We start from the raw sequence: 20,140 nt of genomic DNA on the forward strand, positions 1-20,140 counted from the left end.
GCCATGGTCTTTTGCCCGTCTATCCGTTAGCCCCGCCTGACAGGGGGTTAGTTATCCATGTTCAGCTTTTTAAGACGGTAGCGGAAGGAGCGGAAAGACAGCCCTAACTGCTTGGCGGCGGCGGTTTTGTTCCATTTATTTTCTTCCAGTGCGGTGGCGATGGCTTTGCGCTCAATGTCTTCCAAATAATCTTCCAGCGACCCCTGAGACGGATCATAATCGGCGGGGTTGTTGGTGTTCGGGCTACTGACAGGCAAATTAAGGTCGTCAACTTCAATCTCTTTACCATTGAATAAAGCCAGTGAGCGTTCCAAAATATTTTCCAGTTCGCGGACATTGCCCGGAAACGCATATTGCTGCAAAGCCGCTAGGGCAGCGAACGATAAGCTAGGATTATTGCCGCCTGTCAATTTTGCTAAAATATGGGCGATGAGCAAGGTGATGTCGCTGATGCGTTCGCGTAACGGCGGGATATGCAGGTCAATGACATTGATGCGGTAATACAAATCTTGCCGGAAGCTACCCTCTTGCACCATTTGCGCCAAATTGCGGTGGGTGGCGCTTAACAGGCGGATATCGACGGGAATTTCTTGGTATTCGCCGACCGGGCGGATCTTTTTCTCTTGGATAGCCCGTAGCAACTTCACTTGCAAGGACAAAGGTAAATCGGCGACTTCATCCAAAAATAAGGTGCCGCCTTCCGCCGCTTGGAACAGCCCCTTCTTATCACTGACGGCTCCCGTGAAACTGCCTTTTTTATGACCGAAAAATTCGCTTTCGATCAGTTCATGAGGGATGGCTCCGCAATTAATGGCAATAAATGGCCGGTCGTGACGTGAGCTTTGTTCATGGATCAGTCGGGCGACCAATTCTTTGCCCGAACCGGATTCACCGCTGATATAGACCGGGGCTTGGCTACGCGCCAGTTTAGTGATTTTGGCGCGGATCTCGCACATGACCGCCGATTCGCCGAGCAAAACCTGTTGCATCTGCGGTTTTTTGTCGCTGGCATCGCCCGATTCTTTCAGGGCGCTTTTGATGAGTTGCCGTAAGGCCGCCAAATCGACCGGCTTGGAGACAAAATCAAAAGCGCCTTTTTTCATCGCCAAAATTGCCGTGTCCATATTGCCGTGCGCGGTAATCACCGCAATTGGTAAAGGGCTGGGTAAGGTCTGGATCTGGTCGATCAAGTCCAGTCCGTCGCCGTCCGGCAAGTGCATGTCGGTCAGGCAAACATCAAACGCATATTGCCTAAGTAGGGCTGCGGCTTGGGCGAGTGTGCCTGCGCATTGGCAGTTAATGCCCATCCGGTTGAGGGTGATTTCGAGCAGTTCCCGAATATCCGGTTCATCATCTACGATTAGTGCCAGTGGTTTGGTCATATTTCAATCAGGTTTTTGTCCGCATTGAGTACACAGAGCCGAAAGCAACTCCGATTATCATCTGTTAAATGATAGCTTAATTTTGCCTGATTGAGTTCCGCCAGTTCTTTGGAAATGTATAAACCCAGACCTGTGCCGCTGGCCGATGTCGTGAAAAAAGGTTCGAAAAGATGGTTAAGGCTTTGTTGATCAATGCCTTTGCCGTTATCAATGACTTCGATGCAAGGTAAGTCTTCGTCGAGAAAGCTTTGGACAAAAATGTGGCCCAGTTCCGGTTTTCCGTACTTTAAGGCGTTCTCACATAAATTATTCATGATTTGCCTTAGATGGTTGGGGTCGATAAACCCATACAAGGGAGTTTGGTTATGGGTGATACGGAAATTTTCGGTACACACCTGATGTAAGAGCGTGAAATTTTGCAGATACTGATCAAGCCAAGCGGTCAATTCAATGCGTTCGCGGTTGGAATCATGGCGTTTGGACAAACGCAGAATATCCTCAATAATGACATTGACCCGCCCGCATTGGGTCACGATAATGTCGGTCAGGCGACGGTCCGCAGCGGGCAACTGCTCGGATTCCGCCAACAATTGCCCGGCATGGCTGATGGCACCGAGCGGATTGCGGATTTCATGGGCAATGCTGGCGGTGAGGCGGCCTAAAGAAGCCAGCTTGCCTTGCTGGACCCGTTGGTTATGCAGGGCACTATCCTCTAGCATGACCATATAAAAATTATCATAATGTGCGGACAGCAGCATAAAACGGCTACTGATGTCGGCTTGGTCGGGGATGGCGATGGCGGCGACATTGGCTTCCGAGTCGGTCAGCCAGTGCCGGAACGCCCGCGCCAGATGTGGGGAAACGTCGCTTAGGTGCTTAGGCGGCTTGGTTTGTTTGGTTAACCTTAAGGCCGCCTCATTAATCGAATGGATATACTGGCGTCGGTCGGCAATGATGATTCCCGATTGTAAGTTTTGGATAATATACTGGTTTAAGTCTTCTAGCTTAAGAATGGTCGCCTGCTGCTGCTCGGCCAGTTGCAAGCTGTCTTCACTACGCTTGGCAAGAATATAGGCTAATAAGGCAATAGTAAAAAATGCCGCCCCCAATATGCCGGTATAAGTGTAAGAACTGGGGTCGATGATCTGGTGTTGGTCGGTAAAAATCCGCTCAGCGAGTACCGCTAAGCTCGCCATGGCCGCAAATAGCACGGCACAAATGCCGCCGATTAACAGACCGCCTGAGGCAATGGAAATGGCGATCAAAATGCCTAAGCCGCTTTTAATGCCGCCACAGGCGTGCATCAGCAAGGTGAGCAGGATAATATCGGTAAAAATCAGCAATTGCGCTTGCGATGTGTATTGGGTCAGCCGCCAGAACACACAAATCAATGACGTGAAAGTCAGTAACCAATAGCATTGGCTGCTGTATACATATAAGTCACGGTAGTAAGGGGTCAGTAGGCTGGTATCGGCATCTTGGTATAACAGCGCGAGAAATAAGCTCGCCAAGATCAGCCGATAGATCAAGAATACTTTTAACAAGGCCCAGGCTTGCTGCGCCGGAATGCCATAGCCTTTGGAAAAAGGGCAGGGGTATAGCCGTTCAGAGGGTTTTATAGCCATTTGCTTATGATAAGGATAGCGTTTTATAGAGACTTGGCTAGAATAGCCACCAGCTTATAGCATAGCAGCTAAAGCCCCGGTCAGGGGGTTAAGGCTGTTTAAGCCCATTCTAAATAATAATAGCGCCGATTACCCAATCGTTTTTCGCCAAAACCGTCAGGAGCACGTATGAATATCCATGAATATCAGGCCAAGCAGTTGTTTCAGCATTACCATATCCCGATCCCCGAAGGCCAGTCGGCCAGTACCCCGGAACAGGCCGAAGCGGTGGCGCAACAATTGGGCGGCGGCACTTGGGTGGTGAAGGCGCAAGTCCATGCGGGCGGACGCGGTAAGGTCGGCGGTGTCAAACTGGCCAACAGCGTCGCGGCGGTCGGGCAATACAGCCGTGACTTGCTGGGCCGCCGCCTAGTCACCCAGCAAACCGATGCCGCAGGCTTGCCCATCGGCGCAGTGCTGGTGGAAAAAACCTACCCGATCAAACGCGAGCTTTATTTAAGCTTGGTGTTAGACCGTGCCAGCGAACGGTTGATTTTTATCGCGTCGGCGGCAGGTGGCATGGATATAGAAACCGTCGCCCATGATACCCCAGAATTGATTCTGACCGTACCCGTCCACCCCGCCGCCGGCTTGCAAGGCTACCAATGCCGGAAAGTCGGCTATGCCTTAGGTTTGCAAGGCGGGCAGCAAAAAGCCTTGGCGGCGATTATGCAGGGCCTGTATGATTTGTTTTTAGCCAAAGATGCCAGCCAAATCGAAATTAACCCACTGATTGAAACCGATACTGGCGAGCTGTTGGCCTTGGATGCCAAAATCAATTTTGACGACAACGCCGTTGCCCTGCACCCCGACATTTTGGCGATGAAAGACCCGGCGCAAGAAGACGACAAAGAAAATGAAGCCCAACAATTCGGCCTGAACTATATTACCTTAGACGGCAATATCGGCTGTATGGTCAATGGCGCGGGTTTGGCGATGGCGACGATGGACTTGGTCAAGCTGAAAGGCGGCTTACCCGCCAACTTTTTGGATGTCGGCGGCGGTACCACGGTCGCCAAGGTCTGCGAAGCCTTTAAGTTGATCCTGTCAGATGGCACTGTTAAAGCGGTGTTGGTCAATATTTTTGGCGGTATCGTCAAATGCGATGTCATTGCCGAAGGCATCCTGGAAGCGATCAAACAAATCCATGTCAGTGTTCCTGTCGTGGTGCGCTTGGAGGGCACGAATGTCGAAGAGGGGCGGGCGTTGTTAAGCAATACCGGACTGAATTTATATGCCGCCGAGGACTTGGCGCACGCGGCGGAACAAGTGGTAAAACTGGCGGAGGCCGCATGAGCATTTTAATCGATAAAGACACTAAAGTCCTGTGCCAAGGCTTTACCGGCAAACAAGGCACTTTCCATTCCCAACAAGCCTTGGATTACGGTACGCAACTGGTCGGCGGCGTAACCCCTGAGCGCGGCGGCGAGACTCATTTGGGTTTGCCCGTTTTTAACACCGTACAAGCCGCTGTGGACGCGACTGGCGCGACCGCCAGCGTCATCTATGTGCCGCCGTTTTACGCCGCAGACGCGATTTTAGAGGCCGTAGACGCAGGTATCCAATTGATTGTCTGTATTACCGAAGGCATCCCCATTTTGCAGATGCTGCGCGTTAAAGCCGCTATGGCGGGTACTGGCGCGTTACTGATCGGCCCCAACTGCCCCGGCATCATCACCCCAGGGCAGTGCAAAATCGGCATCATGCCTGCGAAAATCCACTTACCGGGTTCTATCGGCATCGTCTCGCGCTCCGGCACCTTAACGTATGAATCCGTCCATCAGACCACCGCTCAAGGCCTAGGCCAAAGCACTTGCGTCGGTATCGGCGGCGACCCCGTGCATGGCATGAACTTCGTCGATGTCCTCAGCCGCTTTCAGGCTGATGAGCAGACTAAAGGCATTGTCATGGTCGGCGAAATCGGCGGCGGCGAAGAGGAAGATGCCGCCGACTATATCAAAGCCCACGTCACCAAGCCTGTGGTGGCGTATATCGCCGGACAAACCGCCCCGGCGGGTAAGCGTATGGGTCACGCCGGGGCGATAGTCACTGGCGGCAAAGGCACAGCGGCGGGTAAGATTGCCGCGTTGAAGGCGGCGGGGATTGAAGTGGTCAGCTCGCCTACCGATATTGGCGTGGCGATGAAGGCGTGTTTTTAAGTTAGGCTTGTTGTTAAGCCAACATTCTAAGACGCGGGTAGCCGCGTCTTTTCATTGCCGCGACGATATTAAATCTAAAGCCGATCGCTTGGGTTTTGGAGCGTGGGCATCTACCCTAGGTTCCTTAATTATGGTTTTTTGCCTGCATTCGCCAAGTCGAGTTCCTTTCTTGCCCTGTTTTAATCAATTAGGAATTGTATGAATAAACCTTCCGTGCCAACGCTACCTAAAATCGGCTTGGCCGGTTTAAAAGAAAACTGGCGTAGTGATTTGTCCGCCGGATTTTTGGTCTTTCTTATTGCTTTGCCGCTATGCTTGGGGGTGTCGATAGCCTCCGGTTTTCCGCCGTCGGCAGGAATTATTTCCGCTATTGTCGGCGGGTTGCTGGTATCGCGCATTAACGGTTCTTTTCTGACCATTAACGGCCCGGCGGCAGGGTTAATTGTCGTGATATTGGCGGCGGTACAGGCGTTAGGTGAAGGCGACGCTATGGCGGGATACCGTTATACCTTAGCGGCCATTGTGGTGGCCAGTTGCCTTCAAGTCATGATGGGGGTGCTGAAAATGGGGCGGTTCAGCGCCTTTTTTCCGGCATCGGTAGTGCATGGCATGTTAGCGGCGATTGGGATTATTGTTATTGCTACCCAAAGCCACGTTTTGCTGGGCGTTACCCCAGAGTCCGGCAGTTTAGTTTCGGTTATCTTGCAAATTCCGCATAGTCTATTGAATTTAAAACCAGAGATTGTCCTTATCAGCATCTTAGGCTTGTTGGTATTGGCTATTTGGCCATTAATTGGCAGCCGGATTCCGGCGGCGGTGCTGGTGGTCTTGGTGGGGATGATTTTTGCTTGGCATTTTGGCTTGGCGCAAAAGACGGCGGTTAGTGGTGGGCCGTTTTTGGTGACGATTGCCGATAATTTTGCCGCCGATTTTTATTTTCCCGATTTTTCCAAGCTGTTCAGTATCGCTTTTTGGGAGGCGGTGCTCAGCATCAGTTTGGTTGGTAGCCTTGAAACCTTGCTCAGTGCGGCGGCGGTCGATAAACTTGACCCTTATCAGCGTTCTTCTGATTTCAACCGGGATTTAACGGCGGTCGGCATCGGTAATATCGTGGCCGGATTAATAGGCGGCTTACCGATGATTGCTGAGATTGTCCGTAGTTCGGAAAATATCAATAGCGGGGCGAAAACCGCTTGGTCTAATGGCTTTCATGGCCTGTTATTGCTGTTATTTGTGCTGCTTTTCCCCAGCTTCATCAATAGTATCCCGCTTGCTGCATTAGCCGTATTATTGGTCTATGCCGGTTATCGGTTGGCGTCGCCCAAAACCTTCTTTAAAGTTTTGAATATCGGTAAAGAACAGTTTTTCCTGTTTATTATCACTATTATCGGTGTGCTGGCAGTCGATTTATTGGCGGGGGTCGCCTTGGGTATTCTGGCGAAGCTGGCGATTAATCGGCTACGCGGCGTTTGGTTTAACAATTTGTTTAAGATCCATTTTACGATTCGCCAAGATGGCCCTGCTTTGGTCGTCAAGCTGTTAGGTTCGGCCTTATTTTCAAACTTCTTACCCTTAAAAAAAGCCCTCACAGAATTGGAAAGCGGTAAGACGATTATTTTTGACTTTACCGACGGCTACCTGATAGACCATACCGTTATGGAATTTATTGATGAATTTAGCCGAAGCTATGAAGCGCAAGGCGGACATTGCCAAATGGTCGGCAAGGCTTTGGAGACGTTTTCAGACCACGCGCTGGCGGCACGGTTAATGACGGCGGATGATAGGCGATGACAAAGGGCGGCTTAAGGCTGGGTCGCCGCCAACGCCGCGCTGGGTGAGGGCGGGATTTACGGTATAAAGCGGTAGCCCTTCGGAATGACAGTGATGCCGGATTCCGAACGGGTGAAGCGGGCGGCATCGGCGGCGGCATCAAAGCCAATCTGCTCGCCAGGCGGAATATGCACGTTCTTATCGACAATACAGCGCCTTAACTGCACCCCCGCGCCTACCGACACACCCGAAAATAAGATGGAGTCTTCCACCACGGCATGTTCGTCAACGTGGACTTGCGGAAACAAAATCGAATGCCGGACGTTACCGCCACAGATAACGCTGCCGCTGCTAATCAGGGAGTTAACCAGTTGGCCTTCGTGGCCGGAAGTCCCCCTGACCATTCTTGCGGGCGGGTTTTGTTCGTGGTAAGTGCGGATCGGCCAGTCCGGTTGATACAAGTTCATCGGCGGTACCGGGTCCAGCAGATCCATATTCGCCGCGTAATAGGAGTCAATGGTGCCGACATCACGCCAATACTGGTCGGGCGTAACCCGACCGGCTTCCCCGCCGAACCGATAAGCGCAGACCTTATGGGTTTGAATCAGTTTTGGAATAATGTCTTTGCCGAAATCATGGCTGGATGAAACAAGTTCGTGGTCGGCCTGCAAGGCATGGCAAAGCAACTCCCTATTGAAAACGTAGATGCCCATTGACACCAAGGCGCTGTGCGGATTGCCGGGCATGGGTTGCGGTTGCTGGGGCTTTTCGTTAAACTCGCTAATGCGTTGGTCATGATCCACCGACATCACCCCAAAGGCACTGGCACTGGCTAGCGGCACTTGCATACAGGCCACGGTCAGTTCTGCCTGCTGGTTATGGTGAAATTGCAGCATGGCCGCATAATCCATCCGATAAATGTGGTCGCCCGACAAAATCAGCACATAATGGGGGTCGCTGCGTTCGATAAGGTACATGTTCTGGAAGATGGCATCCGCCGTGCCGACATACCAGGATTCTCCGGTACGCATCTGAGGCGGTACCAGCATGATGTATTCGGAAATTTCCGAGCTGAAAATCGCCCAGCCATCTAACAAATGCTTTTGCAGCGATTGGGATTTGTATTGGGTCAGCACCAATACGCGCCGCAGTTTGGAGTGCAGGCAATTCGTCAGGGTGAAGTCAATGATCCGGTACTTGCCGCCAAACGGCACGGCCGGCTTGGCACGGTCGGCGGTCAGCGGATGCAGCCTTGTGCCGATGCCGCCAGCCATGATGATGGACAAAGTTTTATCGAACATAAACCACCTCTGAGAGATTTGGGATTGTTGGTTAAAACATCAGGGAGAATGCTATTCTAAACGATTGATACCTAGTATTGCACTTTAGTGTTGGATTGTCTTGTTTGGAAAGCTAAGTAGGGTAGGTTTTACCAACTTTATGTATAGCTTATTAATATAGCTAAACGGTGTATTATTCTAGCTTAATCAAGCAGTCTTTCAGGGTTTGGGTATCGCAAACTTTGACATTGCCCATCATGCCGGACAGTTGCCGCCTTAGTGGATCCAGTATTTTTACATCAGTATGGTTTTTGCAAACTACTAGCAACCTATAGCTCGGATCAGCATCACCCAATTCTTGAGTTTTGCGGTACAGCCGCTCGATAACAGCAATTGAGCCGCTCCATTTTTTGAAAAGTTCATCTTTCTGTATTGCCCAAACAACTGCGACGGCTTCCTTCTGTATAGCTTTTTCTTCCTCGTCGCTGATTACGCGCTCTGGGGCGTTTTGTTTAAGAGCCGCGTAGCTATCCTTTATAAAGATTTTGTAGTATTGGGCGGTTTCTTCCAGATCACTTAACTCAATAAGTTGGACGATACATTGGTTTTCCAGAAAATAATCGACTTTTTTGAACATTCCGTCATGAAAGCCAAGAGCCTTGGAAAGGCCATCTTTATCATCAATTTTAAACGCTTTTAAGTCGGAGCTTTCGGTCTCGCCTCCCTCATCAGCGGCATGGCAAATGGTTTGCAGATAAGGGTACTTGTCGAACATGAGGCTTATAGGTCGCTAAAATATAGCTGCTGATAGGCCAAGCTCAATAATTCGCGGGCTTCTATGATTTGCTGTAAAGAGTCTTTTGATTCAAATTCAAGCAATTTGCCGTCGGTGCCAAGAAAATGCACCGAAAGAAAGTCTTCCATTACGTCAATTTCCAGCTTTTTTATCTTAACTTCCAGTGCCTTAACAAGGTCAGAGCTGTGCGTGGTGATGACGATATTAACGCCGCCTTGCGCCAATAACAACAACACATCCACCAGCTTGACTTGCCAATCGGGGTGCAAATTGGTTTCCGGTTCGTCAATGAAGATGAAGGAGCCTGCGGTGATGATGTTGTATTTTAGCAGGGCTTGGATCATGCCCAAGTTGGTCATGCCGAACGACATGAGGTTTTTAGAGATTTCCCGCCCGTTTTTGTCCTTAAAGCTTAACTCATCGCCCTTAAAAATAAATTCGCCGCCCAAGGTGTGGGTTAACAAATCGGTAGCGGATTTAAAAGTCCCTTCGGTTTTGGTTCTTGTATTTAAGGCAATGTCTAAATCATAAAAATATTTCGGGACACCCGTTAAGATGTCATCATTTTTTCTGCCCATTAATGGTGGGCGGTTTGGATTGTTTTTCGCTGATTTTAGCGCGTCCCTGACTTTCCAATATGCGGGCGATTCGAAAAAAACGACGCTAGATAACATTACAAAATCGTCAATAAGGCTAGTTCCAATATCGATTAACAATCGCTCTTCGCTTATTTCCATAGCAAAAAAATCATCTATCCTAACTTCAATTTGTTTTTCCCCAAAACGAGTCAATTCACTTAAAGCGGCTACTTGAAAACTTTCTAATAACTCGTCTTTTACATGAACATTAAGAAAATCAATGTAGACAGTTCGACAATTCACTAATGTAATCAATAAATCTTTTATTCTTGCACTAATCCCTAACGAAATACCCTCTTTTGGCTCTAATAAAAACGTCGAACGATAGCTTTCATCAATTGCATCAACACTTTTAGTCTTTGATACGGCAAAAGAAAAATAATCATTGATTTTCCAGCGACTAGCCTTTTCAAATTCAGTTTGTAATTGCAACAGCTCTGACTTTATTTTATTTGCGATGGCTACATTAGCATCTGCATTATCTACGAGCACATCAAATTGAAATCTAATATCCTGAATTGTGTCAATTATATTTTCATGGTAAACATTTCTATTCACCACATTCAAAATCGAATACAAAGACTTGGTAAAAAAGCTCTTGCCCGTACCGTTCGGCCCCGTGATAACGGTGATCGGGCGGATATGAAAATTAGCTTCTTTAATTTGCCCCAAGTTTTTGACGCTGACTTCAAGCTTCATCTCTGTCTCTAAAGTTAAGTGTAACCTTAAACGCTTTTAGGCTTCTTCTTACGCTTTCTCTTCGGTTTGCCTGTCGGTGCGCCGCCATCGGCTTTCTTAACCGAAGCTTGCTTTTGCACCAGCTCAAAATCCATTTTCTTTTCGTCCAAATCAACCCGCACCACGCGGATTTTTACGCTGTCGCCCAAACGGAAGTTAGTGTTGGTGCGTTCGCCTTTTAATTGGTGGCTGGTCGGGTCGAAGTGGAAATAATCTTGGCCTAGGTTGCTGATATGCACCAAACCTTCGACATAAATGTCCGCCAGTTCGACAAAAAACCCGAACGAAGTGACGGCGGAGATGATGCCGCTGAATTCTTCGCCGATTTTGTCCATCATAAATTCGCACTTGAGCCAACTGACCACGTCGCGGGTGGCATCGTCGGCGCGGCGTTCGTTAGCGGAGCAATGCTCGCCTAATAACACCATGTCAGGCACGCCATAGAAGAAGCTGGCGACGTTTTTGCCTTGTAGGCAATGGCGGATAGCCCGGTGTACCAATAAGTCGGGATAGCGGCGGATAGGCGAGGTAAAATGTGCGTAAGCCTCAAGTGCCAAGCCGAAATGGCCTTTCAGTTCGGGACTGTAGACCGCTTGCGACATGGAGCGCAACAATACGGTCTGGATCAGGTGCGCGTCGGGGCGGTGGCGGACGGCTTCGACCAAGTGCATATAGTCCAGCGGGGTCGGTTGTGCGCCGCCGCCGAATTTCAGCCCCAATTCGCCGAGGAAGGTTTTTAGGTTGAGTAACTTATCAGCGCTGGGGCCTTCGTGGATACGCAACAGTTTGGGGATTTTTTTGCCGTTGAGGAAACGTGCCGCCGCACTGTTGGCGGTGATCATAAACTCTTCAATCAGCTTATGGGCATCGTTACGGGTAACGGGAACGATTTTTTCGATTTTGCGGTTTTTGCCAAAGACAATGCGGGTTTCTTGGGTGTCGAAATCCATCGCCCCGCGCTGTTCGCGCTGCACACGCATGACTTTATACAGCGCGTACAATTCGCGCAAATGCGGCATTAAGGCCGTGTGTTTTTGCGCCAGTTCGGTATCGCCTTCGACGAGCATTTTCGCCACTTCGGTGTAGGTCAGGCGGGCATGGGAGCGCATCACGGCTTCAAAGAAGCGGCTGCGGCTGACATTGCCTTCGCCGTCGATCAGCATCTCACAGACCATGCACAGACGGTCGACATGAGGATTGAGCGAACACAAGCCATTGGAGAGGATTTCCGGCAGCATGGGGATGACTTTTTCGGGGAAATACACCGAGGTGCTGCGGTTTTTGGCTTCGTTATCCAGGGCGGTGTTGATCTGCACATAATGCGAGACATCGGCGATAGCGACCAGCAGCTTCCAGCCTTTCGGGGTCTTTTTGGCGAATACGGCATCGTCAAAATCGCGGGCATCTTCACCGTCAATGGTCACTAAAGGTGTGTCGCGCAAATCGACGCGGCCTTCTTTGGCCGCCTCCGGCACTTCGGGGCTGAGTTGTTTGATCTCTTCCTCAAGCTCGGCAGGCCAGCGGTGCGGCAGTTCGTGCGAGCGGATGGCCATTTCGATTTCCATACCCGGCGCGAGATGGTCGCCCAGCACTTCAATGATGCGGCCTATCGGCTGGCGCAATTTGGTCGGCTGATCGACGATTTCGGCAATAACGATTTGCCCTTGTTTGGCTTTGCCCACGCCGTCTTTTTGCAGCAAAACGGTTTGCGAAAGGTTTTTATTGTCAGGGATGACGTAAGTGAAGCCGTCCTCCTTATAGAGCCGCCCGACAATCTGGTGGGTGTTGCGTTCCAAAATCTCCACCACCGCGCCTTCGCGGCGGCCTTTTTTGTCGATGCCGACAATCCGCACCATAGCACGGTCATTGTGCAACAAGGGGTTCATTTCGCGCGGGGATAAGAATAAGTCATCCGAGCCGTCATCCGGGCGGATAAAGCCGAAGCCGTCGGCATGGCCGATGATGCGGCCAACAATTAAATCTTTGTTATTGACCAGACAATAGCGCTGTTCGCGGTTGAACAGCAATTGGCCGTCCCGCTCCATCGCCCGCAAACGGCGGCGTAAGGCTTCTAGCTGGTCTTCGCTCTCCATCGTAAAGGCTTCGGCAATTTCTTTGCGTAACAAAGGCTTGCCCGAATGCTCAATGAGTTGAAGGATGAGTTCGCGGCTGGGGATGGGATTTTCATACTTCTCAGCTTCACGCTGGGCGTATGGGTCTTTTGTTGAACTGAAATCAACGTCTTTTTTAGACTTCGAGGGCATTTAAATAATGAAATAAGGTAATGGCTACAGTCAGCTGATGTTTATATGATACATGCTTAGGCTATTGATTAGAATTTAAAATCATCACTAATCGGCAAGACGGGCATATAGCGTCAACGCGGCTTAAGAAATGGGTTGCCAGCGTGGTGGGCTGGGCAACGGGGAAGGCTTAGGGCCGTTTGCTTGAAACAGGGCGGCGAAGCGTTTGGGTAATAAATTATACTCACTATAATCGGTTTTGCACGTCGGATATAGCGGAATTTTCCTGATTTTGCCCGATAGCGGCAACAGAATAGGGTGGGATTTAAGCTTAAGCGGGACAATTCAGGCAGTTAAGGCCGGGAGCTTGGCGTACAAATCGCTGTTTGTACGCCGCTAAACCTGTCGACAACGGGCTATTTAGGTCACGCCCGGCGGGGATTATCGCCCTGCCGGGAGGGCTTGCCCTACAGCAAGCTTACACCCGACCCGTGCGGCGGGGGGTGGGCTTGGCCGCACCACGCGGGCCTTGAGGGCGGGCGCCATCGCGGCCAGCGGGAGCTTTGGGCTTATGCCGAAAATCTTTTTTGCCGGTGGTTTTACTGGGCGCAGCTTTTTTCGGCGCATCCTGTACGCGCAAAGACACCGGCTCATAGCCCGTGTCAGCAACACGGGTGATTTGCCGTTGCAGCAGCTTTTCAATGTCCGCCAACAGTTGCGCCTCTTCAGGGCTGACTAAAGACAAGGCTTCACCGCTGGCTCCGGCACGGCCAGTACGGCCAATCCGGTGCACATAATCTTCCGGCACTTGCGGCAAATCATAGTTAATGACATGCGGCAGGCTGTCGATATCCAAGCCCCGCGCGGCAATATCGGTGGCCACTAAAACGGTGACTTTGCCGTCTTTGAAGGCATCTAAGGCTTTGGTACGCGCCCCTTGGGATTTATCGCCATGCAAGGCGGCGGAACGGATGCCGTCTTGGATCAGCTGTTTTTCCAAACGGTCGGCACCGTGTTTGGTGCGGACAAACACCAAAACTTGTTTCCAATTGTTGCTGCCGATTAAATAGGAGAGCAGTTCCCGTTTGCGTTCACGCGGGATGCCATAGACGCGCTCAGTGACGGTATCGGCGGTGGCATTTTGGCGCGCCACTTCGATTTCGACGGGTTTGTTTAACAATTGCGCCGCCAAGGTTTTAATGCCGTTGGAGACGGTCGCCGAGAACAACAGGTTTTGGCGTTGTTTAGGCAGGTAGGCCATAATTTGGCGGATGCTGGGCAAAAAGCCCATATCGAGCATCCGGTCGGCTTCATCTAATACCAGAATGTCAATATGCGCCAGACTGACATTTTTTTGCTGAACATGGTCGATCAAGCGGCCTGGCGTGGCGACGACAATATCGCAACCGTGCTTGAGGTTACGCGTCTGCATCTTGATGCTGGCACCGCCGACCACCACTTCGGTGTGCAACGGCAAATGCTTGCCGTAAATGCTGACGTTTTCGTGTACCTGCATCGCCAACTCACGCGTGGGGGTGAGGATCAGGGCGCGGACACGGCGCGGTTTTTGGTGGATAACATCGCTATCGGACAGCAGTTGCAGCAACGGTAAAGTAAAGCTGGCGGTCTTGCCCGTGCCGGTTTGTGCCCCCGCCAAGACATCTTTGCCTTGTAAAATAATCGGGATGGCACGCTGTTGGATAGGGGTCGGCTCGGTGTAACCTTGTTCGGCTACGGCTTTAAGTAAGGCTTCGGACAGGCCGAGTTGGGAGAAAGACATTAAAAACCTCTGAAAATGATGGGGTTCTGTTAAGAAAAATGGGCAGGAATGGGCAGGAGATAACTTTGTGGCTTAAGGCATTTAGCCTTACGCGTTAAAAATTATATCCTGCACATTCCTCGGTTAAGCGTGGCAAACTTGCCGCCACGGCTGGATAAGGTGGGTTGGAGGTGTCCCTTGAGGGTGCGGGACAATACAGCTTGCTTGTTCTGTTTGGTCGGCAAGCTTAGCCGCCAGTCATGTTCATATAGCGCAAAATAACTGGCTGTTCGTGGATGTTAAATTCGTGTTTTTCGGGCTTGATCTGCATGGCGGCGATAATCGCCTGAGTTAAGGCCGCACTGTCACCCGGCTGGCTACGCAACACCTGTTTCAAATCGACCGAATGCTCATTGCCCAGACACAGCAGCAAACGCCCTTCCACGGTCAGGCGCACCCGGTTACAGGTGCCGCAAAAATTTTCGCTATGCGGGGAGATAAAACCGACTCGCGTCGTGGTGCCGACGATATTAAAATAATTGGACGGCCCGCCCGTCTTTGCGGCACTGGGTTCGAGCGTAAAGGTTTTCGCCAAATCCGCCTTGATCCGGTCGCTGGCATAATAAGCGTCCGAGCGGTCGTGCTGGGCCACCACACCTAAAGGCATTTCTTCGATGAAACTGATGTCCACGCCTTGGGCAATGGCAAAACTGACCAATGCTCCCACTTCCTCGTGATTACGGCCTTTGAGTATCACCGCATTGAGCTTGACCCGCTCAAAGCCCACCGCCGTGGCGGCTTGGATACCGTTAATGACTTGCTGCAAATCCCCGGTGCGGGTAATGGCCTTAAATTTGGCGGCATCGAGGGTGTCCAAGCTGATATTGACGCGTTTGACCCCAGCCGCCTTTAAAGCCGGTGCCATCGCCGCCAGCTGCGAGCCGTTCGTGGTCAGCACCAGCTCTTCCAAGCCCGGCAAGGCACCGATTTTTTGCAACAACTCCAACGCGCCTTTACGCACCAGCGGTTCGCCGCCAGTAATGCGGATTTTTTTTACCCCCAAGCCGGTAAACGTTTGCGCCAGGGTATAAATTTCTTCCAAGCTGAGGATTTGCGCACGCGGCAAAAACACCATATCTTCCGCCATGCAGTAAACGCAGCGAAAATCACAACGGTCAGTAATGGAAATGCGCAGATAATCCACCGTTCGGCCAAAACGGTCTATCAGTTGGGGAGGGACAGCAGCGGTCATAACAACATTTAAAAAAAGCGGATGTTAATATTAACACAGTTAGAGCCTGCTGCGGCAGTTGTGTTCATTAAATCGTTATTTTTGGGGATAATAGTTTGCGTAAAGAGGGCAATGCCTATCATGCCGTTTGATATTTCCTGCTCCGCAATGCCCCTGCCAATTCGCTGATGGGCGTTTCGTCTGATGATGATGTGCTTACCACAGCAAATCATCCGGTACCGCAAACGCCGCATAAGGGTCATCTTCGGCGGGCTTGGCGGCTTCCGCTTCGGCCGGAAAATACACAATCACACAGTCCGGCAGGCGTTCGCGGATTTTTTGCGCGGTGTCGGCGTTGACAATCTCGTAAGCCCGCTCAAATTTAACCACGGCGGCGCGGCCTTTGCTGATGTGGTTGCGCAGGGTTTCGCTGATGTACAAGGTTTTGACCTTGTTGTTATCGGTGAAGCGGTAGGCGACACCGTCAGGGTCTTGGCGTTGGCGGTTTTGTTCGACCAGTTGTTTGACTTGCGCGGCGAGTTCTTTGTGCGCTTCTTGTTGGCGGCGTTGCTGGTTCAGTTCACGGTCGCGCTCGGCTTTTTCCGCCTGGGCTTTTAAGGCCAGCTCTTTCGCTTCATCAACGACGGTGACATTGTTTTTGGTCTGCATTTTGGTTTGCTTGCGCTTGTCGGCTTGGGCTTTTTTAGCCTGTGCGGAGCTGGCGAGACCGGATTTTAAGAGCTGTTCTTGTAAGGATAATTTAGGTTTGCTCATGGTTTTAGACTTTATTAGATGGGCTAGGCTTAGTTTGCCGCAGGCTTAGGCAAGGTCAAGCGTTGCAGCAAAGCGCCGATAAATTCCACTTTTTGGGCGACATCGGCAAACGTTTGGGTAAACTTTAATTTGTCCATGCCGTCGAGTTTGTACACTTGGGCTTGGGTTTGGATTAAGGTGATCAATTGTTCGGCGTTAATGGTCGGGGCACTGCTAAAGACGATGCGCCCGCCTGTCGCGCCCGCTTCGATTTTCTTAATGCCCAATTGTTCCGCCTGTTGTTTCAGTTCGGTGACGCTGAATAGGGTTTTGACGGCTTCCGGCAGCAAACCGAAGCGGTCGATCATTTCGATTTGCAAGTCCCGCAAGTCTTCGGTGCTGTCGGCGCTGGAGATGCGTTTGTATAGCACTAGGCGGGCGTGGATGTCGGGCAGGTAGTCTTCGGGGATGAGCGCGGCGGCTTGCAAGTCCACTTCGGGGCCTTTGTCCATCGGGGTGTCCAATTCCGGTTGTTTGCCGGATTTGAGCGCGTCCACGGCGCGTTGCAACAATTCGGTGTATAAGGTAAAGCCGATTTCTTGGATTTGCCCGCTTTGGTCGTCGCCGAGCAATTCCCCCGCGCCCCGGATTTCCATATCATGTGAGGACAGCATAAAGCCCGCGCCCAAGTCGCCGGAGGCTTCAACCGCTTCCAGGCGTTTTTGCGCGTCTTTGCTCATCAGGTTTTTCGGCGGCACGATAAAGTAGGCGTAGGCGCGGTGGTGCGAACGTCCGACCCGGCCCCTCAGTTGGTGCAGTTGCGCCAGACCCAGTTTATCTGCACGGTTGATGATGATGGTGTTGGCGCTGGGGATGTCGATGCCGCTTTCGATAATAGTGGTGCTGAGCAGCAGGTTAAAGCGTTGGTGGTAAAAGTCCAGCATAATGCGTTCCAGCTCGCGTTCGGGCATTTGTCCGTGGGCGATTTGGATACGCGCTTCAGGTAGCAGGGCTTCCAGTTCGCGGGCCATTTTATCCATGGATTTGACATCGTTATGGAGGAAGAACACCTGCCCGCCCCGGCGGATTTCGCGTAAACAGGCTTCTTTAATCTGTGCGTCCACCCAAGTGCTGATGAAGGTTTTGATGGCGTGGCGGTTGGGCGGCGGGCTGGCGATAATGGAAATGTCGCGTAGCCCCGATAAGGCCATGTTTAAAGTGCGCGGAATTGGCGTGGCAGTTAGGGTCAGCATGTCCAGTTCATTGCGCAGCTTTTTAAAATGTTCTTTTTGCCGTACCCCGAAGCGGTGTTCTTCGTCAATCACGACTAGCCCTAAGGCTTTATATTTCAATTCTTTGGATAATAGGGTGTGGGTGCCGATGACAATATCGACCAGGCCTTTTGCCAAGGCTTCGGCAATGTCTTTGAGCTGTTTGGCGGAGGCGAAGCGCGACATGACTTCGATGCGCACCGGCCAGTCGGCGAAGCGGTCGCAGAAGTTTTGGTAATGCTGTTGCGCCAATAGCGTGGTCGGCACCAGCACGGCGACTTGTTTGCCGCTTTGTACAGCGATAAAGGCCGCCCGCATCGACACTTCGGTTTTGCCGAACCCGACATCGCCGCAAATCACCCTATCCATCGGTTGCGGGCTGGTCATATCGTCCAGTATCGCTTCGATGGCGGTGCGCTGGTCGGGGGTTTCCTCAAACGGGAACGCGTCGGCAAAGGTCTGGTAGTCGGTGTTGGCAATGGCGAAGGCATGGCCTTGTTTGATGGCGCGTTGGGCATGGATTTCCAACAGTTCGGCGGCGACATCGCGGATTTTTTCGATGGCTTTTTTCTTGGTTTTGCCCCATTGGTCGCCGCCCAATTTATGCAGCGGCGCGGTGTCGGGGCTCATGCCAGTATAGCGGCCTATAACGTGCAGGGTGGACACGGGGACGTAGAGCTTATCGTTGTTGGCGTATTCCAGCATCAAAAATTCGGCGGGAATACCGCCGACCGCCAAGGTTTGCAAGCCGAGGTAGCGGCCTACGCCATGTTCCTGATGAACAACGGGCGAGCCGATGCTGAGTTCGTTCAGGTTGTTGACAATGGCTTCCAGTTCCCGCGCGGCGGATTTTCGGCGGCGGCGTTGCTGTTGGACTTTTTCGCCGGATAACAGCGGTTCGGTGATGATCGCCAGGGCGGGGTCCAGCAACCATAGGCTCTGTTCGACGGGCGCGACCACCATACAGACGGGTGCGTCGGTATCCAAAAACTGTTGCCAAGATTCGACCCGCTTACTGCTGATTTGGCAGGCGCGTAGCCTGTCTAACAGGGCTTCCCTGCGTCCGGCGGATTCGGCGACCAACAGCACTTTGCCGTTAAAGCCCGCGATAAACTGCTGCAAGCGTTGCGCAGGCTGGTCGAGCTTGGTGTTGAAGGTCAAATCCGGCAGGGTTTGGCAAGGGCCGTCGGTCAGGCAACTGTCTAAGACTATCCGCGCAAAGCGGTTAGCCTTGTCGGCGAGCTCGTCGGCGGATAAGAACAGGCGTTCGGGCGTTAACAGCGGGCGTTCCAAATCGTATTTGCGTTGCTCGTAACGCTCTTGGGCATCGCCGTAAAACGCCACCGAATGGGCGGTGAACTGGTCGCTGACCACCAACACCGCAGAGCTTGGCAGGTAATCGAACAGAGTGGCGGTTTGGCTGACGAACAGCGGCAGATAGTATTCGATACCGTTAAAGGCTACGCCTTTGCTGACATCGGCATAAAGGGTGTTTTTCAGCGAGGTTTGTGGAAACACCTCCCGGAAGGTTTGCCGGAACTGTTTGATGGCGGCATCGGTAAATGGAAATTCGCGGGCCGGAAACAGTTGTATCTGGTTGATTTTTTCTAAAGAGCGTTGGCTTTCGGGGTCGAAGGTGCGGATGGATTCGACGGTTTCATCAAACAATTCAATGCGGAACGGTACGGAACTGCCCATCGGGAACAGGTCGACAATCGCCCCGCGCACGGCAAATTCGGCATGTTGGTAGACTTGCGACACGCATTGGTAGCCGACGCTTTCCAGCTTGACGCGGTTGAGTTCCAGATTAAAATCGTCGCCGACCCGAATGGCGAAACTGTTCGCCAGGACATGCTCGCGCGGGGCGAGGCGGTGCATCAGGGTGGTGATCGGCACGACTAAAGCCCCGCGTTTGACTTCCGGCAACAGCGCCAAGACTTTCAGGCGTTCGGAGGTGATTTCCGGCAGGGGCGAAAACACATCGTAAGGCAAGGTCTCCCAATCGGGGAAATGCAGGATCGGGTATTGTTTGTTCAGGAAAAACGCCAGCTCATGTTCTAAGCGTAAGGCCGTTTGGTTATCGGGGGTGATAATCACGAACAGACGGTGTTCTTTGGCAATCGCCGTCGCCAATGCCAAGGCATCGGCACACCCCGTCAAACCCGACCAGACGAGGGTTTGCGCGGGCGTTTGCGGGGTTGCCGGAGAAAAGATTAAAGAATGTGCCATGCGGGAAAGCGGTCAAAAAAAGGCGATTATACAACAGGCGTTGGCGGGTGAGTTGAAAAGTGGTGGTAACGGCTGGGCTAGGGAGCTTGTATTGCGGTGGTCGGTAAGTCTCGGTCGCCACTGATGGGCATTTGAAGCGAAAGGCAGCTATGGCTTCGCAAGGAAAATGACCATTGTTTGAGTGGCTTAGGGTTTTTATTATAAACTATTGATTGTTAATTATTTTT

The 20,140-nt window shown here is 51.6% G+C and carries 13 protein-coding genes; 3 read left to right on the forward strand and 10 right to left on the reverse strand.

Annotated elements, in window-relative coordinates; translation table 11 throughout:
- Positions 1–47 precede the first annotated feature (47 nt).
- Positions 48–1,382 (reverse strand): sigma-54-dependent transcriptional regulator, encoded by a 1,335-nt coding sequence (locus AADEFJLK_RS16545; RefSeq protein WP_103975002.1) that lies wholly within the window; start codon positions 1,380–1,382, stop codon positions 48–50.
- On the reverse strand, positions 1,379–3,007 hold the full coding sequence (locus tag AADEFJLK_RS16550; RefSeq protein WP_103975003.1) for a sensor histidine kinase: 1,629 nt from the start codon (positions 3,005–3,007) through the stop codon (positions 1,379–1,381). Before AADEFJLK_RS16550 ends, AADEFJLK_RS16545 begins: the two co-directional genes overlap by 4 nt.
- A gap of 168 nt (positions 3,008–3,175) precedes the next feature.
- Between AADEFJLK_RS16550 and sucC the strand changes: the two genes are divergently transcribed.
- From sucC to AADEFJLK_RS16565, 3 genes are all read left to right on the forward strand, one after another.
- The gene (gene sucC, locus AADEFJLK_RS16555; RefSeq protein WP_103975004.1) at positions 3,176–4,342 is read left to right on the forward strand and encodes an ADP-forming succinate--CoA ligase subunit beta; all 1,167 of its coding nucleotides are present in this window, start codon (positions 3,176–3,178) and stop codon (positions 4,340–4,342) included.
- Entirely contained in the window at positions 4,339–5,205 is an 867-nt protein-coding gene (gene sucD / locus AADEFJLK_RS16560) for a succinate--CoA ligase subunit alpha (protein ID WP_088620436.1), read from the forward strand. Before sucC ends, sucD begins: the two co-directional genes overlap by 4 nt.
- A 198-nt stretch (positions 5,206–5,403) precedes the next feature.
- Entirely contained in the window at positions 5,404–6,996 is a 1,593-nt protein-coding gene (locus AADEFJLK_RS16565) for a SulP family inorganic anion transporter (RefSeq protein ID WP_103975005.1), read from the forward strand.
- Between the two features lie 56 nt (positions 6,997–7,052).
- On the opposite strand, the gene glgC is transcribed toward AADEFJLK_RS16565, so the two are convergent.
- From glgC to mfd, 8 genes are all read right to left on the reverse strand, one after another.
- The gene (gene glgC, locus AADEFJLK_RS16570; protein ID WP_103975006.1) at positions 7,053–8,276 is read right to left on the reverse strand and encodes a glucose-1-phosphate adenylyltransferase; all 1,224 of its coding nucleotides are present in this window, start codon (positions 8,274–8,276) and stop codon (positions 7,053–7,055) included.
- A gap of 172 nt (positions 8,277–8,448) precedes the next feature.
- On the reverse strand, positions 8,449–9,030 hold the full coding sequence (locus tag AADEFJLK_RS16575; RefSeq protein WP_103975007.1) for a hypothetical protein: 582 nt from the start codon (positions 9,028–9,030) through the stop codon (positions 8,449–8,451).
- A 5-nt stretch (positions 9,031–9,035) separates the two neighbouring features.
- Complete coding sequence (locus AADEFJLK_RS16580; RefSeq protein WP_103975008.1) at positions 9,036–10,388, reverse strand: AAA family ATPase; 1,353 nt, start codon at positions 10,386–10,388, stop codon at positions 9,036–9,038.
- A gap of 26 nt (positions 10,389–10,414) precedes the next feature.
- Positions 10,415–12,691 carry a ribonuclease R gene (gene rnr, locus AADEFJLK_RS16585; protein ID WP_088620204.1) on the reverse strand — a complete coding sequence of 759 codons (2,277 nt, stop codon included), beginning with the start codon at positions 12,689–12,691 and terminating at the stop codon, positions 10,415–10,417.
- 457 nt (positions 12,692–13,148) lie between these two features.
- A complete protein-coding gene (locus tag AADEFJLK_RS16590) occupies positions 13,149–14,450 on the reverse strand; it encodes a DEAD/DEAH box helicase (protein WP_103975009.1) in 1,302 nt (433 codons plus the stop codon).
- A gap of 226 nt (positions 14,451–14,676) precedes the next feature.
- Complete coding sequence (gene moaA, locus AADEFJLK_RS16595) at positions 14,677–15,681, reverse strand: GTP 3',8-cyclase MoaA (protein ID WP_103975010.1); 1,005 nt, start codon at positions 15,679–15,681, stop codon at positions 14,677–14,679.
- 195 nt (positions 15,682–15,876) lie between these two features.
- A complete protein-coding gene (locus tag AADEFJLK_RS16605; RefSeq protein ID WP_103975012.1) occupies positions 15,877–16,434 on the reverse strand; it encodes a DUF2058 domain-containing protein in 558 nt (185 codons plus the stop codon).
- Between the two features lie 29 nt (positions 16,435–16,463).
- The gene (gene mfd / locus AADEFJLK_RS16610; RefSeq protein ID WP_103975013.1) at positions 16,464–19,913 is read right to left on the reverse strand and encodes a transcription-repair coupling factor; all 3,450 of its coding nucleotides are present in this window, start codon (positions 19,911–19,913) and stop codon (positions 16,464–16,466) included.
- Positions 19,914–20,140: the final 227 nt, after the last annotated feature.

The organism is Methylovulum psychrotolerans, from assembly GCF_002923755.1.
In the GTDB taxonomy this organism is placed as follows: domain Bacteria; phylum Pseudomonadota; class Gammaproteobacteria; order Methylococcales; family Methylomonadaceae; genus Methylovulum; species Methylovulum psychrotolerans.

Bases quoted from the DNA above. Each gene is read 5' to 3' on its own strand.
- AADEFJLK_RS16545 (WP_103975002.1), bottom strand. From the start codon at position 1,382: ATGACCAAACCACTGGCACTAATCGTAGATGATGAACCGGATATTCGG.
- AADEFJLK_RS16550 (WP_103975003.1), bottom strand. From the start codon at position 3,007: ATGGCTATAAAACCCTCTGAACGGCTATACCCCTGCCCTTTTTCCAAA.
- sucC (WP_103975004.1), top strand. From the start codon at position 3,176: ATGAATATCCATGAATATCAGGCCAAGCAGTTGTTTCAGCATTACCAT.
- sucD (WP_088620436.1), top strand. From the start codon at position 4,339: ATGAGCATTTTAATCGATAAAGACACTAAAGTCCTGTGCCAAGGCTTT.
- AADEFJLK_RS16565 (WP_103975005.1), top strand. From the start codon at position 5,404: ATGAATAAACCTTCCGTGCCAACGCTACCTAAAATCGGCTTGGCCGGT.
- glgC (WP_103975006.1), bottom strand. From the start codon at position 8,276: ATGTTCGATAAAACTTTGTCCATCATCATGGCTGGCGGCATCGGCACA.
- AADEFJLK_RS16575 (WP_103975007.1), bottom strand. From the start codon at position 9,030: ATGTTCGACAAGTACCCTTATCTGCAAACCATTTGCCATGCCGCTGAT.
- AADEFJLK_RS16580 (WP_103975008.1), bottom strand. From the start codon at position 10,388: ATGAAGCTTGAAGTCAGCGTCAAAAACTTGGGGCAAATTAAAGAAGCT.
- rnr (WP_088620204.1), bottom strand. From the start codon at position 12,691: ATGCCCTCGAAGTCTAAAAAAGACGTTGATTTCAGTTCAACAAAAGAC.
- AADEFJLK_RS16590 (WP_103975009.1), bottom strand. From the start codon at position 14,450: ATGTCTTTCTCCCAACTCGGCCTGTCCGAAGCCTTACTTAAAGCCGTA.
- moaA (WP_103975010.1), bottom strand. From the start codon at position 15,681: ATGACCGCTGCTGTCCCTCCCCAACTGATAGACCGTTTTGGCCGAACG.
- AADEFJLK_RS16605 (WP_103975012.1), bottom strand. From the start codon at position 16,434: ATGAGCAAACCTAAATTATCCTTACAAGAACAGCTCTTAAAATCCGGT.
- mfd (WP_103975013.1), bottom strand. From the start codon at position 19,913: ATGGCACATTCTTTAATCTTTTCTCCGGCAACCCCGCAAACGCCCGCG.